General features: G+C 43.1%; 11 protein-coding genes. All 11 read left to right on the forward strand.

All coding sequences use genetic code 11. From position 1 onward, the window contains the following. Positions 1-93: 93 nt before the first annotated feature. Complete coding sequence (locus tag KX728_RS02570; protein WP_215804899.1) at positions 94-384, forward strand: hypothetical protein; 291 nt, start codon at positions 94-96, stop codon at positions 382-384. Between the two features lie 144 nt (positions 385-528). After that, positions 529-1,299 carry a DNA alkylation repair protein gene (locus KX728_RS02575; protein WP_042902670.1) on the forward strand — a complete coding sequence of 257 codons (771 nt, stop codon included), beginning with the start codon at positions 529-531 and terminating at the stop codon, positions 1,297-1,299. 115 nt (positions 1,300-1,414) lie between these two features. Next, complete coding sequence (secA, locus tag KX728_RS02580) at positions 1,415-3,928, forward strand: preprotein translocase subunit SecA (protein WP_215804898.1); 2,514 nt, start codon at positions 1,415-1,417, stop codon at positions 3,926-3,928. Between the two features lie 79 nt (positions 3,929-4,007). Continuing rightward, positions 4,008-5,039, forward strand: a complete 1,032-nt coding sequence (locus KX728_RS02585) for a 3-deoxy-7-phosphoheptulonate synthase (RefSeq protein WP_215804897.1) — start codon at positions 4,008-4,010, stop codon at positions 5,037-5,039. A 1-nt stretch (position 5,040) separates the two neighbouring features. Further along, positions 5,041-6,072 carry a 3-deoxy-7-phosphoheptulonate synthase gene (locus tag KX728_RS02590; RefSeq protein ID WP_000864028.1) on the forward strand — a complete coding sequence of 344 codons (1,032 nt, stop codon included), beginning with the start codon at positions 5,041-5,043 and terminating at the stop codon, positions 6,070-6,072. 44 nt (positions 6,073-6,116) lie between these two features. After that, complete coding sequence (gene acpS, locus KX728_RS02595) at positions 6,117-6,479, forward strand: holo-ACP synthase (protein ID WP_215804973.1); 363 nt, start codon at positions 6,117-6,119, stop codon at positions 6,477-6,479. Further along, a complete protein-coding gene (gene alr, locus KX728_RS02600) occupies positions 6,469-7,572 on the forward strand; it encodes an alanine racemase (RefSeq protein WP_215804896.1) in 1,104 nt (367 codons plus the stop codon). The genes acpS and alr overlap by 11 nt, the downstream gene beginning before the upstream one ends. An 18-nt stretch (positions 7,573-7,590) precedes the next feature. Beyond that, the gene (recG, locus tag KX728_RS02605) at positions 7,591-9,606 is read left to right on the forward strand and encodes an ATP-dependent DNA helicase RecG (RefSeq protein ID WP_215804895.1); all 2,016 of its coding nucleotides are present in this window, start codon (positions 7,591-7,593) and stop codon (positions 9,604-9,606) included. 317 nt (positions 9,607-9,923) lie between these two features. Further along, complete coding sequence (locus KX728_RS02610; protein ID WP_215804972.1) at positions 9,924-10,907, forward strand: acetylxylan esterase; 984 nt, start codon at positions 9,924-9,926, stop codon at positions 10,905-10,907. A 333-nt stretch (positions 10,908-11,240) separates the two neighbouring features. Next, entirely contained in the window at positions 11,241-14,522 is a 3,282-nt protein-coding gene (locus KX728_RS02615) for an SIALI-17 repeat-containing surface protein (RefSeq protein ID WP_215804894.1), read from the forward strand. Positions 14,523-14,755: 233 nt separating this feature from the next. Beyond that, positions 14,756-15,454: an N-acetylmannosamine-6-phosphate 2-epimerase gene (locus KX728_RS02620; protein ID WP_215804893.1), complete on the forward strand. Its 699-nt coding sequence runs from the start codon at positions 14,756-14,758 to the stop codon at positions 15,452-15,454. The last annotated feature ends 89 nt before the right edge of the window (positions 15,455-15,543 follow it).

Below are 15,543 nucleotides of genomic sequence, written 5' to 3' on the forward strand. Positions count from 1 at the left end.
GACTAGTGATTTCAAACCGAACCTGGAAAGCTTTTTCCAGGTTTTTTTGGTATAATAAAAGGGAAGAGACAGTGACTCAAATGGAGGTTTGCTATGGAGAAAACAAAAGCCTTTCTTGAAGCGCACTACAAGAGATATATCCTTACGATTTGCCTTCTCTGGTTCCTCATGTTTTTCCTTCCTTGGGATTGGCAAGTAGGAGGAGTTTCAATTTATTATTTCGTTATGAAAAAACTCTTTATGGTTTTTGGAGTTTTATCCATCCTATACTCGGTCCTGATTAAAAATTTCAGTCTTCTCATCTTTGGAATTATCTTTTGCTTGGCCTTCTGGATCAATCTCTTTTGGTATTTTGGGATATTGCCTGTATTCTTGGGAAATTAAACATTAACAAATGAAGGACTAGACTAGCTTCTAGTCCTTTTTTCTTCCTTATTAAAATAGTTGGAGATATAAAAATAATTTTGTTGACGGGCTGTCTGTATGATATAATAAGTCCCGTAAAATGAAGATTAAGGGATAAAAAAAATGGCTAAAAAAGTAAAAGATTATTATGACTTGGCTTATGCTAGGGATTTGAGTCGACGGTTGAAAGAAGCGTCCCCTACATTTGATGGACAAAAGTTTAGGCTCTTGTTAGAAAAAGACTTGGAAAATTTGGAGTTTAGCCAGCGTCAAGAACTCTTGGCTAAAAGTATCAAAGATTGCCTCCCCCTATCTTATGAGGACTCTCTCAAGGTTTTTGAGAAAATTTTGGGTCCTGAGTTAGAGGGTGGTTTAGGTATGTTCTCAGAAGGATATTGGCTTTGGCCAATCGGAAAATATGTAGAGCTATATGGAGACAAGGAATTTGAATTGAGCGCGGCCTTTAGTAAGGAACTAACCAAGCGATTTACTGGAGAATTTTCTATGAGGCCCTTGCTGGCTCGCTATCCTAAGGCTACAATGACTTTGCTGTTAGAATGGAGTCAGGATGAAAATTTGCGCGTTCGCAGACTTGCCAGCGAATGTATGCGTATCCGTCTGCCTTGGGCTAAGAGACAAACCGTGGTATTGGATTATTTTGAGGATTTCACCACTATTCTGACCAATCTAAAAGATGATAGAGATAAGTCTATTCAAAAAAGTGTAGCCAATAATCTAAATGATTTGTACAAGGAAGACCCTGATAAGTTTGAAAAGATTCTTCAAACTTGGCAAAAGGAGGAGCTAAGTCCAAGTTGTGCTTGGATCATCAAGCATGCATCTCGAACAAAAAACAAAAAAAGAGCCACAGAAGATTTATGCAAAAAAAGCTGAATTTTGGCTGGCCTTTTCCGTTGTAAATTAAGGATTCTTTCTTGAAAAATAATGGTAAATATGCTAAAATTAAAAGAACATTCTAAAATATTCAGAATAAAAAGTAAGGAAAATCATGGCTAATATTTTAAAAACGATTATTGAAAATGATAAAGGAGAACTTCGTCGTCTGGAAAAGATGGCTGATAAGGTTCTTAACTATGAGAGCCAAATGGCTGCAATGTCAGACGAAGAACTAAAAGCGAAAACTGACGAATTTAAAGAACGTTACAACAAGGGTGAATCGCTTGATTCATTGCTATATGAGGCTTTTGCAGTAGTTCGTGAAGCTGCAAAACGTGTCCTTGGGCTCTTCCCTTATAAGGTTCAGGTAATGGGGGGAATCGTTCTTCACCATGGTGACGTTCCAGAGATGCGTACCGGTGAAGGGAAGACCTTGACGGCGACCATGCCAGTGTACCTCAATGCCCTTGCAGGTAAAGGGGTTCACGTAGTTACAGTCAATGAATACCTAACAGAACGTGACGCGACTGAGATGGGTGAGCTCTACTCATGGCTCGGTTTGTCAGTAGGGATCAACTTGGCAGCTAAATCTCCAATGGAGAAAAAAGAGGCTTACCTTTGCGACATTACCTACTCAACAAACTCAGAGATTGGTTTCGACTACCTTCGTGACAACATGGTCGTTCGTGCAGAAAACATGGTGCAACGTCCACTCAATTATGCCTTGGTCGATGAGGTTGACTCAATTTTGATCGACGAAGCTCGTACACCATTGATCGTTTCAGGTGCCAACGCAGTTGAGACAAGCCAACTCTACCATATGGCAGACCACTTCGTGAAATCCTTGGATAAGGATGACTATATCATTGACGTTCAGTCTAAGACGATCGGTTTGTCAGATTCTGGTATTGACAAGGCTGAAAGCTACTTCAAACTAGAAAATCTCTACGACATTGAAAATGTGGCTCTTACTCACTTTATCGACAATGCCCTCCGTGCTAACTATATCATGATTCTCGATATCGACTATGTGGTTAGTGAAGAGCAGGAAATCTTGATCGTCGACCAATTTACAGGTCGTACCATGGAAGGTCGTCGTTACTCTGATGGTTTACACCAAGCGATTGAAGCAAAAGAAGGTGTGCCAATCCAAGACGAGACCAAGACTTCAGCTTCTATTACCTACCAAAACCTCTTCCGTATGTATAAGAAATTGGCAGGGATGACAGGTACTGGTAAAACAGAAGAAGAAGAATTCCGTGAAATTTACAACATTCGTGTTATCCCAATCCCAACTAACCGTCCAATTCAACGTATCGACCACTCAGACCTTCTCTATGCCAGTCTTGATGCGAAGTTTAAGGCTGTAGTTGAAGATGTAAAAGCTCGTCACCAAAAAGGTCAGCCGGTCTTGGTAGGTACAGTTGCCGTTGAAACCAGTGATTTCCTCTCCAAGAAATTGGTTGCTGCAGGTGTTCCTCACGAAGTCTTGAATGCGAAGAACCACTACAGAGAAGCGCAAATCATCATGAACGCTGGTCAACGTGGCGCAGTTACCATCGCAACCAACATGGCCGGTCGTGGTACCGACATCAAGCTTGGTGAAGGGGTTCGTGAACTTGGTGGTCTTTGCGTCATTGGTACAGAGCGCCACGAAAGTCGCCGTATTGATAACCAGCTTCGTGGACGTTCAGGGCGTCAAGGAGACCCAGGTGAGTCACAATTCTACTTGTCTCTTGAAGATGATTTGATGAAACGTTTCGGTTCAGAACGTTTGAAAGGTGTCTTTGAACGTCTCAACATGTCTGACGAAGCCATCGAATCTCGCATGTTAACGCGTCAAGTTGAAGCAGCTCAAAAACGTGTCGAAGGAAATAACTATGACACTCGTAAACAAGTCCTTCAATACGACGACGTTATGCGAGAACAACGTGAGATCATCTATGCACAACGTTATGATGTCATTACTGCAGATCGTGACTTGGCACCAGAAATCCATGCTATGATTCGTCGTACCATTGGACGTATCGTGGATGCACATGCACGTTCTAAGGAAGATGAAAAAATGGAAGCAATCTTGAACTTTGCTAAGTATAACTTGCTTCCAGAAGATTCAATTAGCCGTTCAGATCTTGCAGGTTTGTCAGACCAAGCTATCAAAGATGAACTATTCCAACGTGCCTTGAAAGTCTATGACAGCCAAGTTGCTAAGCTTCGTGACGAAGATGCAGTGAAAGAATTCCAAAAAGTCTTGATTCTACGTGTTGTAGACAACAAGTGGACAGACCATATCGATGCTCTTGACCAGTTGCGAAATGCTGTTGGTCTTCGTGGATATGCCCAAAACAACCCTGTTGTAGAATATCAAGCAGAAGGTTTCCGCATGTTTAACGACATGATTGGATCGATTGAATTCGATGTGACCCGCTTGATGATGAAAGCACAAATCCATGAACAAGAACGTCCGCAAACTGAACACAATATCAGTACAACTGCGACTCGTAATATCGCAGCGCAGCAGGCAAGTCTTCCAGAAGATTTGGACTTGAGCCAAATCGGACGAAACGACCAATGCCCATGTGGATCAGGTAAGAAATTCAAGAACTGTCATGGTAAGAGACAATAATATGAGATAAGATACAGGCGGATACCTGGTAAAAATCATTTTTTGCTTGGTGTCCGTTTGCTTTATAAGGAGATGAATCATGGTATTTAAAGCTAAAAGTCCTAAAATTAACATTGAAGAAGTTCGCGCCTTGTCTAAATTAGAGGGATCGGCTCTTGCGAGAAAAAATCAACGTGATCAGGAATTGGAAGCCATCATTCGTGGGGAAGACCAGCGTATTCTCTTGGTGATAGGACCATGTTCATCTGATAACGAAGAGGCGGTTCTCGAGTATGCTAAGCGCCTGTCTGCCTTGCAAGAAGAGGTCAAAGACCGTATTTTTATGGTCATGCGTGTCTATACGGCTAAACCTCGTACCAATGGGGATGGCTATAAGGGCTTGATTCATCAACCAAATGCGACAGAAGCACCTAGCTTGATTAATGGAATCAAGGCTGTTCGCCAGCTCCACTACCGCGTGATTACCGAGACGGGAATGACAACAGCGGATGAGATGCTTTATCCTGAAAATCTTCCGCTGGTGGATGATTTGATTTCTTATATGGCTGTTGGAGCTCGTTCTGTAGAGGATCAACAGCATCGTTTTGTAGTGAGTGGAGCGGATTTCTCAACAGGATTTAAAAATCCCACATCTGGAAATCTCAATGTCATGTTTAACGGGATTTATGCAGCGCAAAATAAACAGAGTTTCCTCTTCCTCGGTAAAGAGGTGGAAACAACAGGGAATCCATTGTCCCACGCCATTCTTCGCGGTGCCTTGAATGAATATGGGAAAAATATTCCTAACTACTACTATGACAATTTGATGGATACCATTGATCAGTATGAAAAGATGGGCTTGGAAAATCCCTTTATCATCATCGATACCAATCATGACAATTCAGGCAAGCAATACATGGATCAAATCCGTATCGTTCGTCAGACCTTGATTAACCGTGACTGGAATGAGAAAATCAAAAAATATGTTCGTGGTTTTATGATTGAGTCCTATCTAGAAGATGGACGTCAAAATGAGCCAGAAGTTTTTGGTAAGTCTATCACGGACCCTTGTCTAGGATGGGACAACACAGAAGCACTTGTTCGCGAAATCTACCAAACGCTAGGAGAGTAAGATGGCATTTATCGAAAAAGGTCAAGAAATTGATATTGAAGCAATCAAGGCTGCGACCCAGTTATCGCCTGAAGCCTTGCGAAAGAAAGAAGCCCGCGATAGAGAGTTGGCAGCCATCATCTCGGGTGAGGACGACCGAATCCTTTTGGTGATGGGGCCTTGCTCTTCAGACAATGAAGAAGCAGTACTCGAATATGCTCGTCGCTTAGCAGACTTGCAGAAAAAAGTTGCGGATAAAATCTTTATCGTGATGCGTGTCTATACGGCTAAACCTCGTACCAATGGAGATGGCTATAAGGGAATGATTCATCAACCAAATACCAGCGAAGCGCCTAGTCTCATCAATGGTTTGCAGGCTGTTCGTCAGCTACACTACCGAGTGATTACCGAAACTGGATTGACAACAGCTGATGAGATGCTTTATCCGTCAAATCTCGTTTTGGTTGATGATCTGGTCAGCTACCATGCTGTAGGGGCTCGTTCAGTGGAAGACCAAGAACACCGCTTTGTAGCCTCTGGGATTGATGCTCCGGTTGGGATGAAAAATCCAACATCTGGAAATCTTGGGGTCATGTTTAATGCCATCTATGCGGCTCAAAACAAGCAAACCTTCCTTTACCATGGTCAAGAAGTGGAAACTTCAGGAAATCCCTTGGCCCACGTTATCCTTCGTGGTGCCATGAACGAATATGGTAAAAATGAACCCAATTTCTACTATGAAACACTCTTAAATGCCATCAATCGCTATGAGACTATGGGACTTGAAAATCCCTTCATTATCATCGATACCAATCATGACAATTCTGGCAAGCAGTATATGGAACAAATTCGCATTGTTCGTCAAGCCTTGCTGAATCGTGACTGGAATGAGAAAATCAAAAAGACGGTTCGAGGCTTTATGATCGAATCTTACCTAGCAGATGGTCGTCAAAACCAACCAGAGGTCTTTGGTTGCTCCATAACTGACCCTTGTCTAGGTTGGGAAAATACAGTAGCCTTGGTAGAAGAAATTTATACTACCTTAACAAAATAAGTGAAAAGGATGGAGTTGGGGGAATCTCAGCTCCTTTTATGAGTATGATAGTTGGACACGGAATTGACATCGAAGAATTGGCTTCGATAGAAAAAGCAGTTACACGACGTGAGGGCTTTGCCAAGCGCGTGCTGACCCCTAAAGAAATGGAGCATTTTACCAGTCTCAAAGGGCGCAGACAGATCGAATACTTGGCAGGCCGCTGGTCAGCTAAGGAAGCCTTTTCCAAGGCTATGGGAACTGGTATTGGCAAACTGACCTTTCAGGATTTGGAAGTTTTGAACAATGAACGAGGGGCTCCTTATTTTAGTCAGGCACCATTTTCAGGAAAGATTTGGCTATCTATTAGCCATACAGATCAGTTTGTGACAGCCGGTGTTATTTTGGAGGAAAATCATGAAAGCTAGTCCACATAGACCAACCAAGGCTCTGATTCATCTGGGAGCTATTCGACAAAATATTCAGCAAATGGAGGCTCATATCCCTGAAGGAACGCTCAAGTGGGCAGTGGTCAAGGCCAATGCCTATGGTCATGGGGCAGTTGCCGTTGCGATGGCGATTCAAGATGATGTTGATGGATTTTGTGTTTCCAATATTGATGAAGCTATTGAACTTCGTCAGGCTGGAGTTAGCAAGAAAATCCTTATCTTAGGAGTTTCTGAAATCGAAGCTGTTGCTCTAGCTAAAGAATACGACATCACCTTGACTGTGGCTGGACTGGAGTGGATTCAAGCGCTCTTAGCTAGGGAGACAGATTTAACTGGCTTGACTGTTCACCTCAAGATTGACTCAGGGATGGGACGGATTGGTTTTAGAGAGGCCAGTGAAGCTGATCTGGCTCAAGCCTTGGTCCAACAACACGGCGCTCGTGTTGAGGGGATTTTTACCCACTTTGCTACTGCAGATGAAGAATCAGATGACTATTTTAATACCCAGTTAGAACGATTTAAAGCTATTTTGGCAAGTATGAAGGAAGTCCCAGAGCTGGTTCATGCCAGCAATTCGGCAACGACCCTCTGGCATGCAGAGACTATTTTCAATGCTGTCCGTATGGGAGATGCCATGTATGGTCTTAACCCAAGTGGAGAGGTTTTGGACTTGCCTTATGACTTGGCTCCAGCCTTGAGTTTGGAGTCTGCCCTTGTTCATGTAAAGACAGTTTCAGCTGGAGCTTGCATGGGCTATGGGGCGACCTATCAGGCGGATAGTGAACAAGTCATTGCGACGGTGCCAATCGGTTATGCAGATGGTTGGACACGAGATATGCAAAATTTCTCCGTCTTGGTAGATGGCCAAGCTTGCCCAATCGTCGGACGAGTATCTATGGACCAAATCACTATTCGGCTGCCTAAGGTTTACCCACTAGGAACAAAAGTAACATTAATTGGTTCTAACGGCGACAAGGAAATCACAGCTACTCAGGTAGCGACCTACCGTGGAACCATTAACTATGAGGTGGTTTGCCTCCTCAGCGATCGCATTCCGAGAGAATATTATTAAAAAAGAAAGGAGTGGAGCATGAATCTACATCAACCCTTGCATGTCTTGCCTGGTGTGGGACCAAAGTCAGCCGAGAAATACGCCAAACTAGGAATTGAAAACTTGCAAGACCTCTTGCTCTACTTTCCTTTCCGTTACGAAGACTTCAAAACCAAGCGGGTGCTGGAGCTGGAAGATGGTGAAAAGGCGGTCCTGTCTGGTCAAGTCGTGACACCTGCCAGTGTACAGTATTATGGTTTCAAGCGCAATCGCCTGCGTTTTAGTCTCAAGCAGGGAGAAGTCGTTTTTGCGGTGAACTTCTTTAACCAGCCCTATCTGGCTGATAAGATAGAGTTGGGTGCAACTCTTGCTGTCTTTGGGAAATGGGACCGTGCCAAGGCCAGTCTGACTGGGATGAAGGTCCTGGCTCAGGTGGAAGATGACCTCCAACCTGTTTATCGTCTGGCTCAGGGAATTAGTCAGGCCAGTCTGGTTAAGGTCATTAAGACAGCCTTTGATCAGGGACTGGACCTCTTGATAGAGGAAAATCTTCCCCAGTCTTTACTTGATAAATACAAACTCATGTCCCGTTGTCAGGCAGTTCGTGCAATGCATTTTCCAAAGGATTTGGCAGAATACAAGCAGGCCCTTCGCCGTATCAAATTTGAGGAACTCTTTTATTTTCAGATGCAGCTACAGACGCTCAAGTCTGAAAATAGAGTTCAGGGAAGCGGTCTGGTTCTGAATTGGTCTCAGGAAAAGGTGACAGCTGCTAAAGAAAATCTGCCTTTTGCCCTGACTCAAGCTCAGGAAAAGAGTCTGCAGGAGATTTTGACCGACATGAAGTCCGACCACCACATGAATCGTCTTCTGCAAGGAGATGTAGGGAGCGGAAAGACGGTGGTTGCTGGCTTGGCTATGTTTGCGGCGGTGACGGCTGGCTACCAGGCTGCTCTCATGGTACCGACAGAAATCTTAGCAGAGCAACACTTTGAGAGTTTACGAAACCTTTTTCCAGACTTGAAACTCGCTCTCTTAACAGGTTCCTTAAAAGCTTCAGAAAAGAGAGAAGTTTTAGAGACCATTGCCAAGGGTGAGGCTGATTTGATTATCGGAACCCATGCTCTGATACAAGATGGGGTTGATTATGCTCGTCTTGGTTTGATTATCATCGATGAGCAGCATCGTTTTGGTGTGGGCCAAAGGCGTATTTTACGGGAAAAAGGGGACAATCCTGACGTTCTCATGATGACAGCGACGCCCATTCCGCGAACACTGGCTATCACAGCCTTTGGCGATATGGATGTTTCCATTATTGACCAGATGCCAGCAGGGCGGAAGCCGATTGTGACGCGCTGGATTAAGCATGAGCAGCTGTCTCAGGTCTTGACTTGGTTAGAGGGAGAAATTCAAAAAGGTTCGCAAGTCTATGTCATCTCTCCCCTGATCGAAGAATCTGAAGCTCTGGATCTGAAAAATGCCATTGCCTTATCTGAGGAGTTGACAGCTCATTTTGCAGGAAAGGCAGATGTTGCTCTACTACATGGTAAGATGAAGAGTGACGAAAAAGACCAGATTATGCAGGAATTCAAAGAGAGAAAAACGGATATTCTGGTTTCGACGACGGTTATTGAGGTTGGGGTTAATGTTCCCAATGCGACCGTCATGATTATCATGGATGCCGACCGGTTCGGTCTCAGTCAGCTTCACCAGCTCAGAGGTCGTGTCGGTCGGGGAGACAAGCAGTCCTATGCTGTTCTCGTGGCTAATCCCAAGACGGATTCTGGGAAAGATCGCATGCGTATCATGACAGAAACGACCAATGGATTTGTCCTTGCGGAGGAAGATTTGAAAATGCGTGGTTCTGGAGAGATTTTTGGAACCAGACAGTCAGGACTTCCAGAGTTTCAAGTGGCTGATATTATCGAAGATTTTCCGATTTTAGAAGAAGCCAGAAAGGTTGCCAGCTATATTAGTTCGATAGAAGGTTGGAAAGAGGATCCAGAATGGCGCATGATTGCTCTCCACCTAGAAAAGAGAGAACATCTGGATTAAGCCTTTTCTAAGAAATCTATAAGCTAGCTTTTAGATTTGGGTCTTATACTAGAGTCATCAAAAAGAAACGAGGACTCTCACATGACTATTAAAGTAACCTACCAAAAGAAATTCCAAACCGTTAAACTAGAGAAAGGAGCTAGCACCTATTGATACAGAGAGAGCGGAAACGCTCTTTTTATTTTTAAAACTACTTTCAGACAATAGGTTTGAGGAAAGAGAATCTAAAATCACTTTCTATTTAGCATTCTTTCTTGCATTGCTTTCCTAGATATGCTAGAGTTATGATAGCGATTACAAAACAAAAGGAGCATGCTATGAAAAATCCAGCTTTGTTAGAAGAAATCAAGACCTATCTAGGACGGGATGAGGTGCCAGAAGACTTTGATGCTTTTTGGGATGAAGAGGTCAAAAAAGTTTCAGTCCTTCCTGCCTACCAGTTGGAGGAAAGAGATTTTCATATTCCCCAAGTCAAGTGCTATGAGCTAACCTTTGAAGGAACCAATGAAGGCAAGGTCTATGCACGCATCGTTCTTCCAAAGAGTCAGGGTAAAGTTCCGTTAATCTTCCATTTCCATGGGTACATGGGCCGTGGCTGGGACTGGGCTGACATGCTAGCCTATACTGTGGCTGGTTACGGTGTTGTTTCTATGGACGTTCGAGGCCAGTCGGGCTATTCGCAAGATAGCTTGCGCTCTCCGCTAGGAAATACGGTGAAGGGACATATCATCCGTGGTGCTGTTGAGGGTAGGGAGCATCTCTTTTATAAGGATGTCTATCTGGATATATACCAGTTAGTTGAAATTGTTGCTAGTCTATCTCAGGTGGATGAGAAAAGACTTTCTAGTTATGGTGCCTCACAAGGAGGGGCTTTAGCCTTGGTTGCAGCAGCGCTCAATCCTCGGATTCAGCGAACAGTTGCCATCTATCCTTTCTTGTCTGACTTTAGAAGAGTGCTTGAGATTGGCAATACCAGTGAAGCCTATGACGAACTTTTCCGTTATTTCAAGTTTCACGATCCCTTCCATGAAACAGAGGATGAAATCATGGCGACTCTAGCCTATATCGATGTGAAGAATCTTGCCCATCGTATCAAGGGAGAGGTCAAGATGATTACGGGCTTGGATGACGATGTTTGCTATCCCATTACCCAGTTTGCGATATACAACCGTTTGACTTGCGACAAGGCCTATCGCATCATGCCAGAGTATGCTCACGAAGCCATGAATGTTTTTGTAAATGACCAGGTTTATAACTGGCTCTGTGGAAGTGAGATTCCTTTTTCTTATGTAAAAAAATAACTTTGAGAGGGCAGTAGCTCTCTTTTTTGTCACAAAACTCTGAAAGTACTTTCAGAAAATTTAAAATATTAAAATATTCTTAAAAGTAAAATCTATTCTGTGGGAACACAGATATAAATATAAGACTTTATTGTATAATAAAAGAAAAGTCACTTGTGAAAGGAGGAAAAAGGCTGCTGGGTGCTTAAAGAATTCCTCAGCAGAAAATGGGAGAGGATTGGGAGCTCTCATTGAGTTGGTTACTTTCTTGTAAAAACTTGTCTCTTGAGAGACAATAAAAATTTTTAAAGAAAAAAGAAAGCGCTTTATTTTATGAAAAATGAAAGGACAAACATGAATTACAAATCTTTACATCGGAAACAGCGATACGGAATTCGAAAATTTGCAGTTGGGGCGGCATCTGTAGTGATTGGTACAGTAGTATTTGGAGTAAATCCAGTCTTAGCTCAAGAGCAAGCCAATGCAGCAGGGGCCAGTACAGAAACTGTCGAACCTGGTCAAGGTTTATCAGAATTGCCAAAAGAAGCGTCCTCGGGAGATCTTGCTCATTTGGATAAGGATTTGGCTGGTAAATTGGCAGCAGCTCAAGACAACGGCGTTGAGGTGGACCAAGATCATTTGAAAAAAAATGAGAGTGCAGAATCAGAAACCCCATCCTCTACGGAAACCCCTGCAGAAGAAGCAAATAAGGAAGAGGAATCAGAGGATCAGGGTGCTATTCCTCGTGACTATTACTCAAGAGATTTAAAAAATGCCAATCCTGTCCTTAAAAAAGAAGATGTTGAAACCAATGCGGCAAATGGTCAGAGAGTTGATTTATCAAGTGAACTAGACAAACTAAAGCAACTAAAAAATGCTACAGTTCACATGGAGTTCAAACCAGATGCGTCAGCTCCACGCTTTTACAATCTCTTCTCTGTATCCAGTGAAACCAAGGAAAATGAGTACTTTACTATGTCGGTCCTTGATAATACAGCTCTTATTGAAGGGCGTGGCGCTAACGGGGAGCAGTTCTATGATAAGTATACAGATGCTCCTTTGAAAGTTCGCCCTGGACAATGGAATTCTGTGACCTTTACTGTCGAACAACCGACAGCAGAGTTACCTCATGGTCGAGTTCGTCTCTATGTGAATGGTGTCTTATCCCGAACAAGTCTAAAATCTGGTAACTTTATCAAAGATATGCCAGATGTTAATCAAGCTCAACTTGGAGCAACCAAACGGGGCAATAAAACAGTTTGGGCATCAAACCTACAAGTCCGAAACTTAACCGTTTACGATCGTGCTTTAAGCCCAGATGAAGTTCAAACACGGAGTCAATTATTTGAAAGAGGTGATTTGGAGAAGAAACTTCCTGAGGGCGCGAAAATCTCAGAGAAAGAAGATGTCTTTGAAGGGGGAATGCATAACCAACCAAACAAAGATGGCATCAAGAGTTATCGTATTCCAGCTCTGCTCAAGACAGATAAAGGAACTTTAATCGCTGGTGCAGATGAACGCCGTCTCCATTCAAGTGACTGGGGAGATATCGGTATGGTCATCAGACGTAGTGAAGATAATGGTAAAACTTGGGGTGACCGAGTAACCATTACCAACTTACGTGATAATCCAAAAGCTTCTGACCCATCAATCGGTTCACCAGTGAATATCGATATGGTCTTGACTCAAGATCCTGAAACCAAACGGATTTTTGCCGTATATGACATGTTCCCAGAAGGGAAAGGAATCTTTGGAATGTCTTCTCAAAAAGAAGAAGCCTATAAAGAAATCGATGGCAAAACCTATCAAATCCTCTACCGAGAAGGTGAACAGGGAGCTTATACTATTCGAGAAAATGGTACTGTCTATACACCAGATGGCAAGGCAACGGAATACCGCGTTGTTGTAAATCCTGTCAAACCAGCATACAGCGACAAGGGTGATCTATACAAGGGTGACCAGCTATTAGGCAATATCTACTTCACAACAAACAAAACTTCTCCATTTAGAATTGCCAAGGATAGCTATCTATGGATGTCCTACAGTGATGACGACGGGAAGACCTGGTCAGCACCTCAAGATATTACTCCGATGGTCAAAGCCGATTGGATGAAATTCCTAGGAGTAGGTCCCGGAGTGGGGATTACCCTTCGTACCGGACCACATAAAGGTCGAATCGTAGTTCCTGTCTATACAACTAACCGTACCAACCACCTCAACGGTTCCCAATCATCTCGAATCATCTACTCAGACGACCATGGTAAGACTTGGCATATGGGGGGTGGTGTCAACGATAATCGTACACTTTATGATGGTACAGTGGTTGATTCAAGCACCATGAACAATTATTATGCTCAAAATACAGAGGCTTCTGTTGTTCAGTTGAACAATGGGGATCTCAAACTATTTATGCGTGGTTTGACAGGTGATCTACAGGTTGCAACCAGTCATGATGGTGGTCTAACTTGGGACAATAACGTTGAACGCTACGATGTGCCAGACGTTTATGTTCAAATGGCTGCGACTCATACAGTTCAAAATGGTAAAGAGTATATTCTCTTGGCGAATGCGAACGGTCCAGGTCGTAAAAATGGTTATATTCGAGTGGCTCGTGTTGAAGAAGATGGCCAGTTAACTTGGTTGCACCATCATTTGATTCAGGAAGGAGAATATGCTTATAACTCTCTCCAACAAATTGGACCAGATGAATTTGGACTTTTATATGAGCACCATGCTCCTGGAGGTGTTCCATATACACTTTCCTTCAAGAAATTCAATTGGGATTTCTTGACCAAGGAAAGAATTTCTCCTAAAGAAGCAAAAGTAAAATATGCTATCCAAAAATGGCCAGGCATCATTGCCATGGAGTTCGATTCGGAAGTATTGGTCAACAAGGCTCCGACCCTTCAATTAGCGAATGGCAAGACAGCAACCTTTATGACCCAGTACGATACAAAAACTCTCCTATTCACAATAGATCCAGAGGATATGGGTCAAAGAATTACAGGTCTAGCTGAGGGTGCAATTGAAAGCATGCACAATTTACCAGTTTCTTTAGCTGGCTCTAAACTAAGCGATGGTATTAATGGCAGTGAAGCTGCTATCCATGAGGTTCCAGAGTTCACAGGTGGTGTTAATGCAGAAGAAGCCGCTGTGGCAGAGATACCAGAGTACACTGGACCATTGGCAACAGTAGGCGAAGAAGCAGCGCCAACCGTTGAAAAGCCTGAATTTGCAGGTGGGGTCAACGCTGTTGAGGCAGCAGTCCATGAACTTCCAGAGTTTAAAGGTGGCGTTAACGCGGTTCTAGCAGCCTCAAACGAGCTTCCTGAATATAGAGGAGGTGCTAACTTTGTCTTGGCAGCTTCAAATGACCTTCCAGAGTATAAGGGTGGTGTTAATGGCGCTGAGGCAGCAGTTCTTGAAGTGCCAGAGTACAAGGGAGACACCAATCTAGTATTAGCAGCTGCAGACAACAAACTGTCTCTAGGCCAAGATGTGACCTATCAAGCACCAGCAGCTAAACAAGATGAACTTCCGAATACGGGAAGTAAGGAAACAAACTCACTGATTTCCCTTGGTCTTGCAGGTGTTCTTTTATCCTTGTTTGCATTTGGCAAGAAGAGAAAAGAATAATAAGCAAGAGCTATTTGAGTAGGTCTCAGAAGAGGTAGCAGGTTTTTCAGCCTGCTATCTTTCTTTATTAAATTTAGGTTGATTCGAAATCATAAGAAGTCTGAAACTACTTTCAGGATAGTCTGTTCTATAAAATAGTTTTGAAACTGAAATCTATTCTACTACAAGCTATTGAAAGCGCTTAACAAATGATATATAATAAGCCCATAAGAACAAGAAAGGGAGGAAAGAGGATGCCACAGATCAGCAAAGAAGCCTTGATTGAACAAATCAAAGATGGAATCATTGTCTCTTGCCAGGCACTTCCTCACGAACCGCTTTATACAGAAGCGGGAGGAGTCATTCCCTTGCTAGTCAAAGCGGCTGAGCAAGGTGGAGTAGTCGGTATCCGAGCAAACAGTGTTCGTGATATCAAGGAGATCAAGGAGGTTACGAAACTCCCGATTATCGGGATTATCAAACGTGACTATCCGCCACAGGAGCCATTCATTACAGCTACTATGAAAGAAGTTGATGAATTGGCTGAACTAGACATCGAGGTCATTGCTCTGGATTGTACCAAACGTGAACGTTACGACGGTTTGGAAATTCAGGACTTTATCCGACAAGTCAAAGAAAAATATCCGCATCAACTCTTAATGGCTGATACTAGCACGTTTGAAGAGGGTATAGCAGCAGTTGAAGCAGGAATTGATTTTGTTGGAACAACGCTATCAGGTTACACCTCTTATAGTCCCAAAGTAGATGGTCCAGACTTTGAACTGATCAAAAAACTGTGTGAAGCAGGTGTGGATGTCATCGCTGAAGGGAAGATTCATACACCAGAACAAGCCAAACAAATCCTTGAATATGGGGTGCGAGGTATCGTTGTTGGTGGGGCTATTACTAGACCAAAAGAGATTACGGAACGCTTTGTTGCCGGTCTTAAATAACACAATCTCAAAACAGAGGAGAGTGGTTGATGCGTCGGATAAAATGAAAACGTATACAAATATAAAGAACTCATTATCCAATATGGATA

The sequence above is a fragment of the Streptococcus oralis genome (assembly GCF_019334565.1).
Taxonomy (GTDB): Bacteria; Bacillota; Bacilli; order Lactobacillales; family Streptococcaceae; genus Streptococcus; species Streptococcus oralis_CR.